The organism is Streptococcus suis (assembly GCF_019794615.1).
Lineage (GTDB): Bacteria > Bacillota > Bacilli > Lactobacillales > Streptococcaceae > Streptococcus > Streptococcus suis_AI.
Genome location: NZ_JAIMDU010000004.1, coordinates 64,899 through 83,896, shown reverse-complemented (window position 1 = coordinate 83,896; position 18,998 = coordinate 64,899). Strand labels below are relative to the sequence as shown.

17 protein-coding genes are annotated in these 18,998 nt (G+C 39.5%); 16 read left to right on the top strand and 1 reads right to left on the bottom strand.

Features of this window, described 5'->3' with window-relative positions:
- Positions 1 to 394 precede the first annotated feature (394 nt).
- The 6 genes from K6V43_RS02270 (at position 395) to K6V43_RS02245 (ending at position 8,668) form a co-directional block, all read left to right on the top strand.
- The gene (locus K6V43_RS02270; RefSeq protein WP_222381404.1) at positions 395 to 3,154 is read left to right on the top strand and encodes a DNA methyltransferase; all 2,760 of its coding nucleotides are present in this window, start codon (positions 395 to 397) and stop codon (positions 3,152 to 3,154) included.
- Positions 3,151 to 5,073, top strand: a complete 1,923-nt coding sequence (locus tag K6V43_RS02265; protein ID WP_222381402.1) for a DEAD/DEAH box helicase family protein — start codon at positions 3,151 to 3,153, stop codon at positions 5,071 to 5,073. Before K6V43_RS02270 ends, K6V43_RS02265 begins: the two co-directional genes overlap by 4 nt.
- Entirely contained in the window at positions 5,070 to 5,360 is a 291-nt protein-coding gene (locus K6V43_RS02260) for a hypothetical protein (RefSeq protein WP_222381393.1), read from the top strand. The genes K6V43_RS02265 and K6V43_RS02260 overlap by 4 nt, the downstream gene beginning before the upstream one ends.
- Positions 5,350 to 6,240, top strand: coding sequence for a GIY-YIG nuclease family protein (locus K6V43_RS02255; protein WP_222381391.1), 891 nt, complete (start codon positions 5,350 to 5,352; stop codon positions 6,238 to 6,240). The genes K6V43_RS02260 and K6V43_RS02255 overlap by 11 nt, the downstream gene beginning before the upstream one ends.
- Before the next feature lie 353 nt (positions 6,241 to 6,593).
- Positions 6,594 to 7,805 carry a hypothetical protein gene (locus K6V43_RS02250; RefSeq protein WP_222381389.1) on the top strand — a complete coding sequence of 404 codons (1,212 nt, stop codon included), beginning with the start codon at positions 6,594 to 6,596 and terminating at the stop codon, positions 7,803 to 7,805.
- Between the two features lie 113 nt (positions 7,806 to 7,918).
- Positions 7,919 to 8,668 (top strand): hypothetical protein, encoded by a 750-nt coding sequence (locus K6V43_RS02245; protein WP_222381386.1) that lies wholly within the window; start codon positions 7,919 to 7,921, stop codon positions 8,666 to 8,668.
- Between the two features lie 44 nt (positions 8,669 to 8,712).
- On the opposite strand, the gene K6V43_RS02240 is transcribed toward K6V43_RS02245, so the two are convergent.
- Entirely contained in the window at positions 8,713 to 9,306 is a 594-nt protein-coding gene (locus K6V43_RS02240; RefSeq protein WP_172006092.1) for a DUF1361 domain-containing protein, read from the bottom strand.
- Between the two features lie 156 nt (positions 9,307 to 9,462).
- On the opposite strand from K6V43_RS02240, the gene metG reads away from it, so the two are divergent.
- The 10 genes from metG (at position 9,463) to K6V43_RS02190 (ending at position 18,881) form a co-directional block, all read left to right on the top strand.
- Positions 9,463 to 11,466: a methionine--tRNA ligase gene (gene metG, locus K6V43_RS02235; protein ID WP_222381383.1), complete on the top strand. Its 2,004-nt coding sequence runs from the start codon at positions 9,463 to 9,465 to the stop codon at positions 11,464 to 11,466.
- Positions 11,467 to 11,529: 63 nt separating this feature from the next.
- A complete protein-coding gene (locus K6V43_RS02230; RefSeq protein WP_222381381.1) occupies positions 11,530 to 12,483 on the top strand; it encodes a competence protein CoiA family protein in 954 nt (317 codons plus the stop codon).
- A gap of 43 nt (positions 12,484 to 12,526) precedes the next feature.
- Positions 12,527 to 12,901, top strand: a complete 375-nt coding sequence (locus tag K6V43_RS02225; RefSeq protein ID WP_261311755.1) for a type II toxin-antitoxin system RelE/ParE family toxin — start codon at positions 12,527 to 12,529, stop codon at positions 12,899 to 12,901.
- Positions 12,902 to 13,034: 133 nt separating this feature from the next.
- Complete coding sequence (locus K6V43_RS02220) at positions 13,035 to 13,334, top strand: helix-turn-helix domain-containing protein (protein WP_222381377.1); 300 nt, start codon at positions 13,035 to 13,037, stop codon at positions 13,332 to 13,334.
- A 109-nt stretch (positions 13,335 to 13,443) separates the two neighbouring features.
- The gene (gene pepF, locus K6V43_RS02215) at positions 13,444 to 15,246 is read left to right on the top strand and encodes an oligoendopeptidase F (RefSeq protein WP_222381375.1); all 1,803 of its coding nucleotides are present in this window, start codon (positions 13,444 to 13,446) and stop codon (positions 15,244 to 15,246) included.
- A 1-nt stretch (position 15,247) separates the two neighbouring features.
- Positions 15,248 to 15,691, top strand: coding sequence for a hypothetical protein (locus K6V43_RS02210; protein ID WP_222381408.1), 444 nt, complete (start codon positions 15,248 to 15,250; stop codon positions 15,689 to 15,691).
- Between the two features lie 12 nt (positions 15,692 to 15,703).
- A complete protein-coding gene (locus tag K6V43_RS02205; RefSeq protein WP_222381372.1) occupies positions 15,704 to 16,255 on the top strand; it encodes a DUF6630 family protein in 552 nt (183 codons plus the stop codon).
- Between the two features lie 69 nt (positions 16,256 to 16,324).
- Positions 16,325 to 17,044: an O-methyltransferase gene (locus K6V43_RS02200; RefSeq protein WP_222381370.1), complete on the top strand. Its 720-nt coding sequence runs from the start codon at positions 16,325 to 16,327 to the stop codon at positions 17,042 to 17,044.
- Between the two features lie 62 nt (positions 17,045 to 17,106).
- The gene (gene prsA, locus K6V43_RS02195) at positions 17,107 to 18,120 is read left to right on the top strand and encodes a peptidylprolyl isomerase PrsA (protein ID WP_222381367.1); all 1,014 of its coding nucleotides are present in this window, start codon (positions 17,107 to 17,109) and stop codon (positions 18,118 to 18,120) included.
- 269 nt (positions 18,121 to 18,389) lie between these two features.
- Positions 18,390 to 18,881, top strand: a complete 492-nt coding sequence (locus tag K6V43_RS02190) for an LURP-one-related family protein (protein ID WP_222381366.1) — start codon at positions 18,390 to 18,392, stop codon at positions 18,879 to 18,881.
- Positions 18,882 to 18,998 lie beyond the last annotated feature (117 nt).

Genomic DNA, 18,998 nt, shown 5'->3' with positions numbered 1-18,998 from the left:
TCAAAAAACAGAACTTAGTCTGAGACTAAATTCTGTTGATTTTATGCAGTTTTCTCAGAGTAACTTCTGGAAGAACGGGAACTAGAACTTACTTTGAGAATTTACCTCTGGTTTTGTAACGCTGGTTTTGTAACGAGCTAGAACTTCCAATAAGATGTCAAATTATTAATAATATGATAATGGCAGAAATAATGTGACAACTAATATAAATATGCCCATGATATACTACGTATACCATGGGTTTGACTTTCAGTCAAACCCTAACAACAACAGTCCTATCACAAAATCAGATTAGGAAACTGAATGGTGTGTTTAGTATAATAACGTGGGTTATTTTTTCATCGATCGCTCCTTTTGTACTAATACAAATGTGTTAGGAAAAGTAGGAGATATTATGGCAAAGTTTGATATTATTAAAATCGAAGACAAGATTCAGCAGTTTTTGGAAGATGGCTTTGACCAAGCTTCTTTTATCTATGAATTCTTGTCTTTTTATGATATTCCCAAAGCGACCATCACTCGTATCCGTAAAGATCAAAGTGGTGAAATTAAGAATAAGCTCTATTTCAAGACTGTTCCTACTGAAAAGTCAGTCGTGGCTGGTGTTGCTGAGATTGAAGAGGCAATCAAAGATAAAAAATCACAACCCCGCTACATCATTGTGACCAATTTTGTGGACTTTGCGGCCAAGGATACAAAGACTTTCGATACCTTACAGTTTCCTTTTAAGGACTTGCCAACTTATGCCGATTTCTTCTTGGCTTGGAATGGTGTAGAGAAGGTGGATTATGCCAAGGAAAATCCTGCGGATATTAAGGCTGCGGAACGGTTCACACGTTTGTATGATGAATTAAAGAAAATCAATCACTTTGATGACCGTAGTCAAGAGGAAAAAGAGTTTAACCTGTTTTTGATTCGCTTGCTATTTCTTTTATTTGCCGAAGATACAGAAATCATGAAAAAGGGTATCTTTACCAATGCCATCAAAACACGCTCGCGAGAAGATGGCAGTGATTTGAATGTTCTTTTTAATCAGATATTTGCCAGTCTTGATATTGCCAATCGTTTCAGCCAAGAAAGCTGGTTGCAGGATTTTCCTTATGTCAATGGAAAACTTTTTACAAATGCTTCGACAAATTTAGAATTTGATAAGAAAACGAGAAAGTTAATCTTGGAAGCAGGCGAGCTCCTCAACTGGAATGAGATCAATCCTGATATTTTGGGGGCTATGATTCAGACGGTTGCTAGTAGTGAACACCGTTCAAGCTCTGGTATGCACTATACTTCAGTTGAAAATATCATGAAGGTCATCAAGCCGCTCTTCCTTGATGAACTAACAGCCAATTTTCAGACTATCGTGGATAAAATCAATGAAAATGAAGACAAGGATACAACAGAGCGAACCAAGCGAGAGAACAGGACAGCCTATCAAAATGAATTGACCACGCTTCACGAACGACTTTCTAATATAAAGTTTTTTGACCCTGCCTGTGGCTCAGGGAATTTCCTCATTATCAGCTATAAAGAGCTTCGCCGTCTGGAAATTCAGATTTTGAAAACCCTCCGTCATCTAAAAAATGACCACAGTATTAACTTATTTGAGAAATCCAAAATCTCACTTCATCAGTTCTATGGAATTGAGCTAGATGACTTTGCTCATGAGGTTGCTCGTCTTTCCCTCTGGATAGCAGAGCACCAAATGAATGTGGAAACGGAAAAAGAAATCTCAATAAAACAAGCCTTTCTCCCTCTTCGTGATGCAGGAAATATCACCCAAGGAAATGCTCTTAGACTTGACTGGGATAGTGTTGTACCACACGCACCGACTGATGAAATCTACCTGATAGGAAATCCGCCTTATATTGGGTCAAAATTGCAAAATAAAGAGCAAAAAGAAGATATACGCCTGACGATTGGTGAACAATTCAAGTATAAGAAAATGGACTACATTGCAGGCTGGTTCTATAAAGGAATTGACTTCATCAATACCGCCAATGCAAAGCTTGCTTTTGTAACAACAAACTCAATTTTCCAAGGAGAACAAGTTGCTTTTATTTGGCAACCTGTATTATCTAAAATGGAGATAGAGTTTGCTTATACATCATTCAAGTGGGGAAATAGTGCTGCAAATAATGCTGGGGTAACTGTCGCTATTGTTGGACTGGCAAATAAGGGTAATGTAGGTTCCAAAAAATATATTTTTGATGAAACATTGGTTTGTCAAACGGTTGCCCATATCAATCCCTACTTAGCTAGTGGGGAAGATATTTTGGTTGAGAGTAGTAATAATCCGCTTAATAGATTGCCAAAAATGGTGTTCGGTAGTATGCCTAGAGATGGTGGTCATCTGATTATTTCTGACTTAAATGAAAGGAATAAGATAGTAGATGAAAATCCTGACCTTGAACCGTTTATTAAGAGATATATTGGCAGTGAAGAGTATATCAAAGATAAAACAAGATATGTGTTTTGGCTGAATAAAGAGGAATATCAAACAGTTCAGAATAACTCATTGTTACATTTAAGGATTGAGGGAGTAGTTCAGGCTAGGATGAGTAGTCCTGCAAAGTCCACTCAAGATGCAGCAAAAGTACCTTACGCATTTGTACAAAAAGGTGAGTGGGACGAAGCCTACTCGACCTTCAAACAATCAGGTGCAGATGAGTTTGTTCAGCTCTTGGTTCCGGCTACTTCATCTGAAAATCGTGATTATTTGCCGATGGGGTTAGTCTTTGAGGATACAATTATTTCAAATTCAGCCTATGTTGTCTACAACGCCCCTGTCTACCCTCTTGGTCTTCTCATGTCACGGCTTCACATGACCTGGTTGCGGGCTATCGGTGGGAAGTTAAAAACAGATTATCGTTACTCAGCTGGTCTGGTCTACAACACCTTCCCTGTACCAGAGTTATCCACTAAGCGAAAAAATCAAATCGAAGAGCAAGTTTTTGAAATCCTTGACTTACGGGAAGAATTAGGTGGTACCTTGGCAGAGCTATATCATCGTGATACCATGCCGCAAGCTCTCAGAGAAGCCCATCAGGTACTAGATGGCATTGTTGAACGGGCCTACAAGGAAACACCATTTACCAGCGACGAAGAACGCCTTAGTCACCTTTTAAAACGTTATAAAGAAATGAAGGAGCAGTCATGAGTCAGCTTTTTGAAGTGACCTATGGTCAGAAGAAAACCAGCGTCAATACCAATGAACTGGGCATGCGCGAGATGCAGACGCGTGTCTATGAAAAGAGAACCAGCCCTTACCTTTTGGTCAAGGCACCGCCAGCATCAGGCAAGTCTAGGGCACTTATGTTTGTTGCATTGGATAAGCTGAAACGTCAAGGCTTGAAAAAGGCTATCATAGCCGTGCCTGAAAAGTCCATTGGCAAGTCCTTCCGTTCGACCAAGCTTTCCGATTTTGGTTACTACTGGGATTGGATAGTCAAAGAGGAAAACAACCTGACCACATCAGGCACCGCTAAAAGCAAGGTAGAAAAGTTTATCAACTTTATCCAGTCTACTGATGAAACAGATGATGTCTTGATTGCCACCCATGCCACGCTCCGCTTTGCTTCGGAGCAACTGGATGCCAGCGATTTTGATGGTTGCCTACTTGCAATCGATGAATTTCACCATGTCTCACAGGATGATAACTCTGTCTTGGGAACTGCCCTGCGGGAAGTCTTGCAAAAATCAACTGCCCATGTCTTTGCCATGACAGGCTCCTATTTCCGTGGAGATAGTGTGCCTATCTTGGACCCAGCGGATGAGGCACGTTTTGAGCGTGTGACCTATACCTACTATGAACAGTTGGAGGGCTATCAATATCTAAAGTCCTTCGTCATGAACTACAAGTTTTATCGTGGTCGCTACACGGATGCCTTTCCAGATTTATTGCCAGAGTTCATTGACAAGAAGACCATCATTCACATTCCAAATATCAATTCTGGCGAGTCTTCAAAGGATAAGTATGGAGAAGTGGATGAGATTTTAGACTGTCTAGGGGATTACCTGCATAAAGATGAGCATGGGATTATTCATCTGCGTTCTAAGACAGGTAAAATCCTGAAGATTGCGGACTTGGTGACAGAAGATGGTCGTGACTTGGTCAGCACTTATTTGGCAAAAATGGACAGCGAAGATGAGCTAGATATGATTATCGCTTTAGGGATGGCCAAGGAAGGCTTTGACTGGCCGTTTGCGGAATATGCCCTGACCATCGGCTACCGTTCTTCGCTGACAGAGATTGTCCAGATTATCGGACGGGTCACACGGGACAGTTCAAATAAAACCAGAGCCCAATTTACTAATCTAATCGCAGAACCTGATGCAGAAGACGAGGAAGTCCAATTTTCCGTTAATAATATCATGAAAGCCATTACAGCCAGCCTGTTGATGGAGAACGTCCTCTCGCCGTCTTTCAAGTTTAAGCGAAAAGAAAATAATGATCAGAAAGCTAAGGGAGCGGAAATCTTTATCAAGGGTCTGGCCAAGCCATCAACGGAACGCACCAAAAAAATCATCGAGCAAGATATTACTGACTTAAAGGCCTCTGTCTTGCAAGATGATGTGGTGCAGGCAGCAATTTTGGCAAATACAGAGAGCAAGGTCATCAATAAACAGTTGATTCCAAGGGTGATTGCGACCCGTTATCCAGACCTGACACAGACAGAGGTTGAAGAAGTTCGTCAGCATTTGGTAGCTGATTTGACCTTATCCAATGCCAAGAAAGATAGTGAGAATAAGAAACTCTTAAAAATGGCGGATAAATTTATCAACATTGATGACTTGAGCATTGATTTGATTGATAGTGTCAATCCTTTCCAAAGTGCCTATGAGGTTCTATCAAGAGATGTGGACAGTCGGACCTTGAGCTTGATTGCACGGGTGTTTGATGCTAAAAAAGTAGACTTTACGACTGATGAACTGCGTATGCTCTATCCTCAAATCAAGGCATTCCAAGCTGAGCATGGACGTTCACCAAGGCGAAATGCTTCAGATTTAGAAGAAGAACGCCTTTATTTTGCCTTAGCTAAACTGGACGAACTCCGTCGTGAAAGGGATAATCAATGATAGAAAATTTTGCAACCTTAGATGATATTTTTGCTGATGAAGCTTTCGATAGTCTGGTAGAAGGGATTCGCGTTGTTAAAGTAGAAAAACTACACCCAGAGATTGAGAAATTTATGGAAATTATTCACTGGGTTAAGGAACATGGTCGAGAGCCACAAAGAAGCACTCAAATTAAGGAACGTCAGTTGTTCAGTCGCTTGAAGGCTATCCGTTCGGATGAGGACAGAAAGGCATTGGTTATTGCTTATGATGAGTTGGATTTGCTAGGAGTGGGACATGGTAGATGACTTAGATGATATTTTAAATGATGATGAGTTATTTGAAAACTTTGAAACAGATCAGTCCTTATTTAGCACCAAACGTTATCAGGGAACTGTTAGGGCTTCGAGTAGGTCTAGTAGCCGCAAACGTATTCAGACGGGATTTGAGGTCTATCGGAACTTATTTACCCAGGTTCATGCGGATATTGCCAGCGGTAGACGTCACATAAAATCTATTGAAGAAACTAGTCAAGGAAACCGTATCAGTCGAAAAAATCCTATTAAACAGGGGAATTTCTATATTGATAATGGTGTTATGCTATATGTTGCCAAAATTTATGATCCTCAAACAAATGTCGAGGTGAACCAGTCGACTGATCGTAAGTATAAGGTGTATATCGTTTATGAAAATGGCACGGAGAACCATGTTTGGCTCTTGAGTTTGATTTCTTCTCTGTACGATAAAAAGCGTTCGGGTAGATTGGTGACAGAACCTCTGGACAGTATTTCTATGCTCGGTGAGGACTCTCCTATATACCATACGACTGGCTACATTTATATTGTCAAATACGCAGGAAAAGATAGTAGATTTACAGAATTGGAAAACCTCTACAAGATTGGGGTGGCGACAGACATCAAAAAACGGCTCTCCAATAGCCAAAATGAACCAACCTATCTGTTTGCTCCGGTCCATTTAGTAGCTAGTTATGAGATCCAGAATGTTTCCGCTAGTAAGTTAGAGAAGTATCTACATGATGCATTTAGTGATAAACGGGTTCAACTGGAAACTATCTCACCAACTGGCAAAAAAGTTACAATAAATGAATGGTTTGTTGTGGAATTAGCTGAGATTGAAAAGACAATTCATAGAATTATTGTGAAAATTCAGCAAAGAAGTGATTATTAATTGTTAAATTATTGCTAAAATAATTACGTTATCGTAAAATATTTATATCATGTGAGTTTTCTGGATTTTAGTCTTGAAATAATGTGATCAGATTCGACTATTTGTCATTAAGATAGCTTTCAACACATTTTCTCATATAACTTTAGGTTGGCAGAATTACGACTAACAATTGTATAGAAGAATAATCAAACGTTGGTTTAAGCTATATGATTTATAAAAAGGAGTCAACTCAACTAAGATTGAATGTGCCAAAGCTCACTTCAAAGCCTTGAAGGAAAAAGGATTGATTGCGGACGATCGGATTTACGATGTGGTTGATTCTTATGAGAAACTCCTTGAAATTGTGAGGGGATATGATTGATTTTTTTATACTACTCATTAAATATTGGTATATTACTTTACCAGTTTTGGTTATTATTGGAGTGCTGCAACAGGATGATAATAAAGAAAAGGAAAAATCAAAACAGCCACAGTCTAGCTCTCCAGCAGACCGTGAGAATATTAGTAAAGTCATCCGAAAGGAATCTTTTCCAATTCGCAGTTTGACAGCCTATATTTCAGAAGGTAATCAGCTCATTTCCTTGGCAAGGGATTGGGTAATTGGTCTTGATGAACCTTATCATACCAATTATCAAACTAGGGACAAGCTAAATGAGGGCTATGCTATTTTGGAAAAACTAGAGCACTTAGCTGCAGAAGTTAATGCCATTACTCTTGAAGATTTAGGAATGGGAATACTAGATGTTCAAATAGGTGTCATACTGTTCGTGGATGAATTTAGATATCAGGTTGAAAAGCGAGATCCGGAGAAAAAAGGGATGCTTTCTGATTCCTATGAGTTTAATGAAGATGGGACGAGGAGAGATTTTATCAAGGAAAGTATTGATAGAATTCATATTACTTACGGTGCAAAAAATTTGGAGACTGTCCGTTTGGAATTGAATGAGGTAGCTGAAAATGCAACCAGTTGGATTGAAATGCTAGATGATTCTTCATCGAATGAGATACTTTCAAGAGATCGACTAAATTATGGGTATACAATTATTTCAAAAATGAAGGCTTTAAAAGAAGACCTTAATTCGGGGATTATCCAAGGTTTTTCAGATTTACAAAGACTCAATTTGATTGCACGATTAGAGAAAATGATAGACTCTTTTTCACATGAAGTTGAGTTCCGTGATCCTGATAAGCACCAATTGATTCGACTTTTGGATAATGATAAAGAACTCTTGGCTTTACATCTTCAAGTTATTAAGTATACAAATTTGATTTTTGATAATATTATGACTAGGGATATTCATCAAGAATTATTGGCTGAGCACACTGCACATTATCAATTATATGAAGAAGTCATTGAGAGACTGGTTAAAATGTATCTTTCGCCAGATTTATTTGAAGGAAAACCAGTTCAATTGGAAGATGTTATTGAGTTTATGACAGACTATATGTCATTCCAAAAGCAAGCTATCCAACATTTGAATCGAGATGAAGTCAGAGAATATATGATTTCAAGGAGATTACTAGATAATAAGATGGCTCAATATGACTATAAAAATCTTCTGTAAGAAAAGTGTTCAGAAAGAAGTTCACAGATTATCTTCAGATGATTTTGAGTGGTGTGGCAAATTTTTTTATCTTATCAAACTAGACAAACCCAAAGTGTATTGGAGGCAATTCAATGAGCTATCGAAATTTAAAATCAAGTGATCGGTCCTTCATTCATGGACAAACAAACCGTTTGATAAATCAAATGAATAGAAATGCTGAATACTTGGGGACTGTCCAAGCATACGAAGCAGCTAAATCGAGAATGAACGAGGCCTATTTGGCTATGGAACTTGAAGATGACCCAGAAAAAAAGCTTCGTTTGGCTAAATTAGTTGAAAAATATACTGCTCAAGCCCAGACTATCTTAGATAATTGGGAAGATGAGAATTGCAGAGCAGAAAAAGTAACTAGAAATGTGAAGTTAATCTTGTGGCTTGTTTTGTTGGTCACAGTTAGTTTTCTATTTCCTGTAAATATTTTGATTTTCATTCTCTTTGCTTTCTGGTTCTATCGCAATTATTTTAGCCCCAAAAGAAAGTGTCGGTTATATCAAACTGTCAAAGTTCAATCGGAAATGACAGATGAGGAAACTTATGAAGACTGGCTAACAAAAAGAATAGTGGAGCTTAACAAGGACAAGCGCGATTGGATTGAAGACATACTTGCAAGGTATGGAGACTTGGATGAGGTTGCGGCAGGTCAGAGACAGATAAGTGAAATCGATAAAGAAGCTGGTAGAAAGATTCTTAACCGTTATCGAAATATGTTATCAGATATTGAAAAGCTTCCAGATTCTGATCAGAAAACCTATTATTTGGATTTTCATCAAGAAATAATTTCTGATTTGGAAGATATTTTTCCACAACTTCATATCGAATAAAGTAAAACGGAAGCAGCTGTTCAAAACTGTTTCCGTTTTTTTCATTATTCATCAATCGCAAAGACCAGAACCATAATTTGGATAAATGTAAATCCTAAAATAAATGGCAGAGCTGCCCAAGAAATAACATCGATCATTTCATTGACAACGACAGTTGGTCGTGTAAAAATGTCCCAGGAATTTAGTCGAGCATAGCGACCAATATGGATTGCAAAACTAGAGAGAAAGGACAGGCCACCAATTAGGACTAGGCGAAGCCAATAGGATTTGATGGCAAAGGCGGAGAAGATAAGTCTTAAACTTTCCACACCGCTCATGACCCCAAAGAAAATACTTGGGACATAAAGCATAAAGAGAATCATACTTTCTCGTTGCCATAGAACTGTGTTGGCAAAGTGCATATGAACAATATCTGTTACCATGTAAAATGTGTTTGGATAAAAGAAAAGCCAAAGGACAGCGGTTATGAATTTGATGAGTCCATTTTTAGAAAAATGGGTCAGAATAGCAAAATCTAATGAAACCAAGGCCAAAAACATATTCCAAGTTAAATCAGGTGCCTTGATACCGTAACGATAGAGTCCAGCAGCGATAACAAGGAAGAAAAGGTGGATAAGACAATTTTTCTTAGTAAACATAGCATACCTCTTTCTATTCGGATTACAGTATAGTATAGCATAGATGGAAGAAGAATAACAATGAGAACCATTTTGTGATTTAGCTGAAAATATGATAAAATGAAGTATTGTCAATAACAGGGTTTCATTTGCTCTGAATTTGAAAGGAAAAAAAGCATGACAAAAACACCGTTTTATATCACCACACCGATTTATTATCCGTCTGGAAAACTTCATATCGGATCAGCTTACACGACCATTGCCTGTGATGTATTGGCTCGCTACAAACGCCTTATGGGGCATGATGTCTATTATTTAACAGGTCTTGATGAGCACGGTCAAAAGATTGAGGAGAAGGCAAAAGAGGCTGGATTAACTCCACAAGCTTATGTAGATGGCATGGCGGTCGGAGTGAAAGAACTTTGGAAACTTCTTGATATTTCATATGATAAGTTTATTCGCACAACAGACGATTACCATGAACAAGTGGTGGCAGATGTTTTTGAAAAATTGCTAGCGCAAGATGATATTTACTTGGGTGAATATTCCGGTTGGTACTCTGTATCAGACGAAGAATTCTTCACTGAAAGTCAATTGGCAGAGGTATTCCGTGATGAAAATGGTAAGGTAACAGGCGGGATTGCTCCAAGTGGACATGAGGTTGCTTGGGTATCAGAAGAGTCCTACTTCCTCCGCCTCAGCAAATATCAAGATAAATTGGTTGAATTCTTCAATGCTCACCCAGACTTTATCCAACCAGATGGTCGAATGAATGAAATCATGAAAAACTTCATCGAGCCAGGCTTGGAAGATTTAGCAGTATCTCGCACATCCTTTACATGGGGTGTACCTGTTCCGTCTAATCCAAAACACGTTGTTTACGTATGGATAGATGCTCTACTTAACTATGCGACAGCCTTGGGCTACGGTCAGGAAGAGACAGCCAATTATGATAAGTTCTGGAATGGAACTGTTTACCACATGGTTGGAAAAGACATTCTTCGCTTCCACTCCATTTACTGGCCAATCATGCTTATGATGTTGGATATGAAGCTGCCAGATCGCTTGGTTGCTCACGGCTGGTTTGTCATGAAAGACGGCAAGATGTCCAAGTCTAAGGGTAATGTGGTCTACCCAGAAATGTTGGTCGAGCGTTTCGGCTTGGATCCGCTCCGTTACTACCTCATGCGTAGCCTGCCAGTTGGCTCTGACGGAACCTTTACACCAGAAGACTATGTTGGTCGTATTAACTATGAATTGGCTAATGACCTTGGAAACTTGCTCAACCGTACGGTTGCTATGATTAACAAGTATTTCGGTGGTCAGGTGCCAACCTTTGTTGCTGACGTGACTGATTTTGATGCAGACTTGGCGGCAGTAGTAGCGGACAACTTGGCAAGCTACCACAAGTATATGGAAGCCGTTGACTATCCACGCGCCTTGGAAGCTGTTTGGAATATCATCTCCCGTACCAATAAGTACATCGATGAAACAGCTCCGTGGGTCTTGGCAAAAGAAGAAGCTGACCGCGACAAGTTGGCAGCGGTTATGGCTCATTTGACAGCAGGTCTTCGTGTGGTGGCGCACCTCATTCAACCATTTATGATGACTACGTCTAATGCCATTATGGAACAGCTTGGTTTGGGTACTGCATTTGACCTTGAAAACCTTGACTTTGCAGGTCTTCCAGCTGGTTTGACAGTGGTCGCAAAAGGCACGCCTATCTTCCCACGACTCGATATGGAAGAGGAAATCGCCTATATCCAAGCCCAAATGGGTAGCAGCTCTGCTATTTCCCAAGAGGAAGAAAAAGAGTGGAACCCGGCTGACGTGGAACTGAAAAACGAGAAAGCGGCAATCAAGTTCGAGGACTTCGACAAGGTGGAAATCCGCGTGGCCGAAGTCAAAGAAGTAGCCAAGGTGGAGGGCTCTGACAAGTTACTCAAGTTCCGCCTGGACGCAGGTGACGGTCAGGACCGCCAAATCCTGTCAGGTATCGCCAAATACTATCCAAATGAGCAGGAGTTGGTCGGTAAGAAAGTCCAAATCGTTGCCAACCTCAAGCCACGTAAGATGATGGGCTTGCTCAGCCAGGGCATGATCCTCTCAGCCGAACACGACGGCAACTTAACACTCTTAACAGTAGACCCATCAGTGCCAAACGGCAGTCAGATTGGGTAAGAAAGTTCAAACACTCAGCACAGCTGGGTGTTTTTTTGCGAACTAATATAGAAAGGAGGTTTTATGTTAGTTGCACTTGATGAAGATGGACAAGTTTTTAATGTCTTGGAAAATCCTGCGCCGCAAGGTCGCTTTTGCTGTCCAGGTTGTGGAGGACTGGTCCGATACAAATCCGGAAAAGTTCTGCGTTCGCACTTTGCCCACGTCACCCTGCGGGACTGCCATTACTTTTCCGAGAATGAGTCCACCCAACATCTGTCACTCAAGTCTTGTCTGTACAGGTGGTTAATCAATGAGGAACAAGTTGAACTTGAAAAATGCCTGCCAGAGTTAGGTCAAATAGCGGACTTATTTGTCAATGACCGTTTAGTCTTGGAAGTGCAGTGTTCCAGTCTACCCATTTCTCGTTTGCAGCTGAGGACGCAAGCCTATCGAGAGGCTGGTTATCTGGTTCTTTGGCTGCTTGGCAAGGATTTGTGGCTCAAGGAACGACTGACCAATTTGCACAAGCAATTTCTCTCTTTTAGTATGAATATGGGGTTTCACCTCTGGGAATTGGATGACGAGAAAAAAGAAATGCGGCTCCGTTACCTTATTCATGAAGACTTACGAGGTAAGGTCCACTGTCTGACAAAGGTTTTTCCATTTGGCGAGGGAAATTTATTGGAAATCTTGCGTCTGCCCTTTGCCAAGCAAATTCTATCTAGCATGACTTGTCCAATGGATGAGGATTTGCCTCGCTACATTGCTCAACAGCTTTATTACAAATCTCCCAAATGGCTCGCCCTGCAAGCAGAGGCTTATGGACGTGGAGAAAATCTACTGACCAAGACAGTATTAGACTGGTTTCCCCACATCCGACTACCCCGCTCTGCCATTGGCTTTGCCCAGATACAGGTAAATTTGAACTCGGTTTACCAGGACTTTGATGTCTATTATGCTAGGGTTAAAGACAAGCGGATACAAGCGGTTTATCCACCAGCAGTTTATTGGAAAATAAGTAGAATAAAAGAATGACAAATGATAACTTTTAAGTTATAATATATAGAAAGAGGAAGAAATGTACACTATTTATTTTTATAAGGATAAGGATGGAAAGGAGCCTGTTTTAGAATATCTGAGGGAGCTTGCATCTAAAAAGGGGAAAGATAGCAGGATTAAATTGAATAAGATAAATGATTATATTGAACTTTTAAGTCAACTGGGAACTCAAATTGGTGAACCATATGTGAAGCACTTGGAAGGTAATATTTGGGAATTGCGTCCTTTAAGAGATAGGATTTTATTTGTCGCATGGTATGATAGGAGTTTTGTTTTACTGCATCATTTTGTGAAACAGTCACAGAAAACACCACGGAGGGAGCTTGAAAAGGGGACTGGGCAAAAGTTCAAGCCCCCTATCAGGCTCGTGCCAACATCTCAGCGCAGTGGTTGATTGGCAGACTTGTTCGTGTTTCACACTCCAAATCTGACCTAATCAACTGTGCGGGGGTGAGAAGACGAACTCTTTTTGACCGGTCGAGTTCTTTCTCACTCCCTGGCAGTGTCGAAAGGAAGGGGTATTAACAATGGAAAATAGTGCAATTGGTAGTAACTGGCAATCGGTACTGTCTGAACTCTTCAGTGAGAAGGAAATCATAGAAAGTGATTTGCGTGTGGCAATTATGAGCGAACTGATAAAAGCAAGGCATGAACAGGGAGTAAGTCAGAGAAGACTAGAGGAGCTAAGCGGGGTGAGCCAACCAGTTATTGCAAGAATGGAAGCAGGTAAAACTAGTCCACAATTGGACACCGTCTTGAAGGTATTGGCTAGTCTAGGCAAAACTTTAGCAGTTGTGCCTTTGAAACAGGAACGACATTTTCAATAGTGTATTTCGCATTATGTAATTTTAGTATATTAACTGTTATGAAAGCCCTCACTTCCCGTTGGAAAGTGTGGCATTTTTATGTTAAAATATGGAATACGGAGGATTTATTATGTCTAAACAACGTTACGAAATTGAAGAAAAATACCAGTGGGATTTGACCACTATTTTTCCAACCGATGAAGCTTGGGAAGAAGAATTAGCTTCATTACAAGCTGAAACAGAAAAAACAAAAGATTTTGCAGGTCACTTGCTTGATTCGGCTAAAAGTCTCTTAGATATTAGTGAAACACAACTCGGTCTCATGCGTCGCATTGAAAAACTCTATGTCTATGCGTCTATGAAGAACGATCAAGATACTCGTGAAGGCAAATACCAGGAATTTCAGGCTAAAGCCATGGGCTTGTATTCGGCCTTTTCACAGGCTTTTGCCTTCTATGAACCTGAATTTATGGCTATTACTGAGGAACAGTTGAAAGCATTCATGGATGAAGAGCCAACCTTGGTGCAGTACAGCCATCAATTTGAAAAACTCTTAGCAGCTAAGGACCACGTTTTGTCTCAAGAAATTGAAGAAGTATTGGCAGCTACGAGTGAGATTTTCGAATCTCCAGCTGAAACCTTCTCTGTTTTGGATAATGCAAGTATCCTATTCCCTGAAATTGCGGATGAAGAGGGGCATTTGGTACCACTTTCTCACGGTAACTACATCCACTTTATGGAGTCTAAAAACCGCGACGTCCGTCAAGAAGCATATGAGGCTATGTACGGAACCTATGAGCAGTTCCAGCATACCTACGCTAAGACTCTGCAGTCTAATGTTAAGGTCAATAACCTGAAAGCTCGTTTGCGGAAGTACGACTCAGCCCGTCACGCATCACTTGCAGCTAATTTCATTCCAGAATCTGTTTACGATACATTAGTTGAGGCAGTCAACAAGCACCTCCCGCTCTTACACCGTTATATCAATTTGCGTAAGAAACTCCTGGGTATTGATGACTTGAAGATGTACGATATGTACACGCCATTGTCAGATTTTAGCACCAAGATTTCCTATGAAGATGCACTCAAGAAATGCCAAGAAACCTTGGAAATCTTCGGTGAAGATTATTCGGCTATTGTAAAAGAAGCCTTTGAAAATCGCTGGATTGACGTCCATGTTAATGAAGGAAAACGCTCAGGAGCATACTCTGGTGGTGCCTATGATACCAACGCCTTCATGCTTCTCAACTGGCAGGATAACTTGGATAACATGTACACACTTATCCATGAAACAGGCCACTCTCTCCATTCTATGTTGACTCGTAAGACTCAACCTTATGTCTATGGACATTATTCCCTATTTTTGGCTGAAATTGCTTCAACGACCAATGAGAATCTTTTGACAGAAAAACTCTTGGCAGAAGTAGAGGATGACAAGGAACGCTTTGCTATTCTCAACCATTACCTAGATGGTTTCCGTGGTACAGTCTTCCGCCAGACCCAATTTGCCGAGTTTGAACAGGCTATCTATAAGGCAGACCAGGAAGGTCAAGTCTTGACGGCTGATTTCCTCAATGAATTGTACGGTCAGACAAACGAGAAATACTACGGACTTTCTGCAGAAGAAAATCCAGAAATCCAGTTTGAGTGGGCTCGCATTCCACACTTCTATTACAATTTCTATGTCTATCAATATGCGACAGGTTTTGCGGCAGCATCAGCTCTTGCAAACAAAATTGTCAATGGTAGTCCAGAAGACAAAGAAAACTATCTTAACTACTTGAAGGCTGGTAGCTCAGACTACTCACTCAATGTCATTGCAAAAGCTGGTGTAGACATGACCAAGGAAGACTATCTTAATGATGCTTTCAAAGTTTTTGAAGCACGCCTAACTGAGTTAGAGGAGCTTGTTGAAAAAGGGGTACATCTCTAAAATGATTTCCTATAACCGTTCGATTGTCATTCACAGTATGATTAGTCTTGTTTTAATCTTGATCGGTCTTGGTGGTCTGACTAGGCCTGAACCATCTGTAGGAAGTGTTGTCTATTTGATATTTTTACAACCTTTGCTGGTTTATATATATATATTGAGAAAGCAAAAGGCTGTTTTTATCTTGACAAAACAGTACCTAGAATTTCAAGAACACTTTTGGAGTGAACGCCAGCGCTATTCGTTAGAAGAGATTGCGGAGATTCGCTACCTTGTTTCTCCTGTCTATCGTGGTTATCAATCGAAACGTTTGCGAATTGTAGGAAATAAGGGAGAACTGCTTGCAGTCGTCAATTTGAATAAGCTTGATGGTGCAGATTTTAATGATATATACCATTTTGTAGTGCAAGTGGCGCCACATATAAAATGGGACTTTTCAAATTCATAAAGTGGAGGTACTATGTTAACAGAAGAACAGTTACAGGATGTTTTTGAGCTAGCAGATTTGATGTCAAATGGAGATCGAGAACTGTTTATTACATTAAGGGAAGTTGTTTTTGCGACTGATCCAAATAAAATCCTCGATGATATGGAACGCATTTTGCATCCGGTAACCTTTGATCAATTTATTGCTAAGGTCGGTGAGTCGGAAAAAGAAAATCTTTGGTTAATTTTGATGACCTTGTTGGAAAATGGAGAGTATATTTGTGTACGAAATCATAAGGATCAGCTAACTGATTTTATTCATTACTTTGACCGGCTCCAACATGTTCGATCAGCAGGTATATCCCTAGCTTTAGATTCTGATGGGCTAGTACCAACGGCAACTATTCCAGAATGGGCAGCAGTGATTGATCGCAAATATGGTATTGAAGGTTATTGTCTTGGAGCTGTGGATATGAATTCGGATTCGTATTATTTGTTCTTCAATCAAAGAGCACAATTTGAACGCATTCAAGAGTTAGCTCACAATGTGGGATACAAAATTAGCTTAGCGAAGCAATTGTCATAAAAGCAGGGAAACCTGCTTTTTGATTGATTTGTGAACAAAATTGACCTAGTCTATGATATAATTGACTTTATGGTTGAATCTTACTCAAAAAACGCAAACCACAATATGCGCCGTCCTGTTGTTAAGGAAGAAATTGTGGACTTTATGCGAACACGCCAGGCGCAAAATACTGGATTTTTAAAGGAATTGGAAGATTTTGCACGAAAAGAAAATATTCCAATCATTCCACATGAAACAGTTGCTTTCTTTCGGATTTTGATGCAAACCTTGCAGCCTCAAGAAATATTAGAAATTGGGACAGCTATTGGTTTTTCAGCACTATTAATGGCTGAGAACAGTCCTAAATCACACGTTACAACCATCGATCGAAATGAAGAAATGATTGGTTTTGCTAAGGATAACTTTGCAAAATATGACCACCGTCAGCAGATTGATTTACTTGAAGGGGAAGCAATGGATTTGCTACCAACTCTCCCTGATGATACCTATGACTTTGTCTTCATGGACTCTGCTAAGTCTAAATACATTGTCTTTTTACCGGAAGTATTGAAAAAGGTAAAAGTTGGTGGTTTGATTATTCTTGATGATATTTTTCAGGGTGGTGATATCGCAAAGGACATTAAAGAAGTGCGTAGAGGACAACGAACCATCTACAGGGGTCTACAACGCTTGTTTCATGCAACCTTAAATCATCCAGATTTGACTGCTAGTTTGGTTTCAATGAGCGATGGATTACTGATGATTCGTAAGAATAGTGCTAATATTACACTTGAAATAGAAGAAATTTAAGAAATTTTAAAGCTTTTGTGTTATAATATAGAGGTTATTGAATAAAAGGAGACAGTTTTTCAATGAAGAAAACTAAAAAATTTCTTGCAGGAGCAGTAACTTTATTTGCTGCTGCAACATTAGCAGCATGTTCATCAAGTGCTGACAAAGACATTATTACTATGAAAGGTAATACAATCTCTGTTTCAGAATTCTATGATGAGGTGAAAAACAATTCTCAAGCACAGCAGGTATTGCTTTCAATGATTATCAGTGATGTGTTTGAAAAAGCTTATGGCGATAAGGTTTCTGCCCAAGAAGTAGACGATGCCTATAATAAGATGGCTGAACAATATGGGGATTCATTTGCGACTGCTTTAGCATCAGCTGGGTTGACAGAAGAAACTTATAAAAAACAAATCCGGACAAACAAATTAGTGGAATATGCTGTGAAACAGGCGGCTGAAAAAGAATTAACGGACGATGCCTATAAGACTGCTTATGAGTCCTATACACCGGAAGTGACTGCACGAATCATCAAATTAGATGATGAAACTAAAGCAAAAGAAGTTTTAGCTTCAGCACAAGCAGAGGGCGCAGATTTTGCTCAATTAGCGAAAGACAATTCTACTGATACTGATACAAAGGATAATGGTGGTGAAATTAAGTTTGACTCGTCTTCAACCACTGTTCCAACTGAAGTTCAAACAGCAATCTTTGCCTTAGATGCTGGTCAAGTTGGTGCTTCAGTTGTATCTGTAGTTGACATGACAACTTATACAACTAGCTATTACGTTGTAAAATTAGAATCTAAGACAGAAAAATCTTCTAACTGGGAAGATTATAAAGATAAGTTGAAAGAAATCATTCTTGCTGAAAAACAAGCAGATTCGACATTTATTTCTGGAGTCATTAAAACTGAACTTCAAAATGCCAATGTAAAAGTTAAAGATTCAGCCTTCCAAAACTTGTTGTCACAATACATTTCAACTGATGCAAGTAGTTCATCTACTGAGTCTTCAAGCTCATCATCAACATTAGAATCTTCAACTGAATCGTCATCATCAACGACCGAATCAAGTTCATCAGGTCAGTAATTGACGTCTTACCGATTAAGAATAAATACTTGACACCTTAGTTCAGAAAATTGGCGGTTGTTGCGAGCCATCTAAGCCAAGTATTTTGCTACTTAATACTACAATTGAATAGTGGAACCTGGGTTCACAGTTTAGAAAATCTTTCTTTCATATGAAATGCTTTACTACTGAAAACTGGTTCTTAAATGAGAATGACAAGTCATTGAATGAAGGTGGTACCGCGGTTCTTCGCCCTTCGTTTGATTTCTTGTTATTTTTTTGAGGTGATTATGAAACAATTTCTAGTGAAACAACGGTTTACGTTTGGCGGTGAAAAATTTGATATCCAAGATAATTTTGGACAATTGGCCTATCAAGTTAAAGGAAGTTTTTTAGAAATTCCGAAACGATTTACTGTCACCAATGACCAAGGTATTGAAATTTGTCAAATTACGAAAAAAGTATTTTCTTTCCTGCCTCAGTTTACTATTGACATGGCTGATGGTCATTCTTTCTATTTACAAAAGAAATTGACATTTTTCAGAGATCAATATACGGTAGAAAACCTGGGTTTGCTTTTAGAAGGCAATATTTGGGACCTTGATTTTCGTTTGAGGACTCCGGATGGTCAACTAGTTGCTGAAATTTCCAAAGAACTTTTTCATTTAACCTCCCATTATTCTGTAACGGTTGTAGATGATGACTATGCTGATTTAGTTATTTCTTTGGTAGTGGCTATTGACTACGTGGAAATGATGGAAGCTGCATCCAGCTCTTCATAGTTTATCACTGAAAGTTTTTCTAAATACAAGTAATCTATTTGTGTTGGTTCCTGTTCCTTGGAACCATGTGTGTTTTGAAAACAAATTGAAATTTTTAACAAAGGAATGGTTTGGTTA

Bases quoted from the DNA above. Each gene is read 5' to 3' on its own strand.
- K6V43_RS02260 (WP_222381393.1), top strand. From the start codon at position 5,070: ATGATAGAAAATTTTGCAACCTTAGATGATATTTTTGCTGATGAAGCT.
- K6V43_RS02225 (WP_261311755.1), top strand. From the start codon at position 12,527: ATGTACACTATTTATTTTTATAAGGATAAGGATGGAAAGGAGCCTGTT.
- K6V43_RS02265 (WP_222381402.1), top strand. From the start codon at position 3,151: ATGAGTCAGCTTTTTGAAGTGACCTATGGTCAGAAGAAAACCAGCGTC.
- K6V43_RS02230 (WP_222381381.1), top strand. From the start codon at position 11,530: ATGTTAGTTGCACTTGATGAAGATGGACAAGTTTTTAATGTCTTGGAA.
- K6V43_RS02245 (WP_222381386.1), top strand. From the start codon at position 7,919: ATGAGCTATCGAAATTTAAAATCAAGTGATCGGTCCTTCATTCATGGA.
- K6V43_RS02270 (WP_222381404.1), top strand. From the start codon at position 395: ATGGCAAAGTTTGATATTATTAAAATCGAAGACAAGATTCAGCAGTTT.
- K6V43_RS02220 (WP_222381377.1), top strand. From the start codon at position 13,035: ATGGAAAATAGTGCAATTGGTAGTAACTGGCAATCGGTACTGTCTGAA.
- K6V43_RS02240 (WP_172006092.1), bottom strand. From the start codon at position 9,306: ATGTTTACTAAGAAAAATTGTCTTATCCACCTTTTCTTCCTTGTTATC.
- K6V43_RS02210 (WP_222381408.1), top strand. From the start codon at position 15,248: ATGATTTCCTATAACCGTTCGATTGTCATTCACAGTATGATTAGTCTT.
- K6V43_RS02200 (WP_222381370.1), top strand. From the start codon at position 16,325: ATGGTTGAATCTTACTCAAAAAACGCAAACCACAATATGCGCCGTCCT.
- metG (WP_222381383.1), top strand. From the start codon at position 9,463: ATGACAAAAACACCGTTTTATATCACCACACCGATTTATTATCCGTCT.
- K6V43_RS02250 (WP_222381389.1), top strand. From the start codon at position 6,594: ATGATTGATTTTTTTATACTACTCATTAAATATTGGTATATTACTTTA.
- K6V43_RS02205 (WP_222381372.1), top strand. From the start codon at position 15,704: ATGTTAACAGAAGAACAGTTACAGGATGTTTTTGAGCTAGCAGATTTG.
- K6V43_RS02255 (WP_222381391.1), top strand. From the start codon at position 5,350: ATGGTAGATGACTTAGATGATATTTTAAATGATGATGAGTTATTTGAA.
- K6V43_RS02190 (WP_222381366.1), top strand. From the start codon at position 18,390: ATGAAACAATTTCTAGTGAAACAACGGTTTACGTTTGGCGGTGAAAAA.
- prsA (WP_222381367.1), top strand. From the start codon at position 17,107: ATGAAGAAAACTAAAAAATTTCTTGCAGGAGCAGTAACTTTATTTGCT.
- pepF (WP_222381375.1), top strand. From the start codon at position 13,444: ATGTCTAAACAACGTTACGAAATTGAAGAAAAATACCAGTGGGATTTG.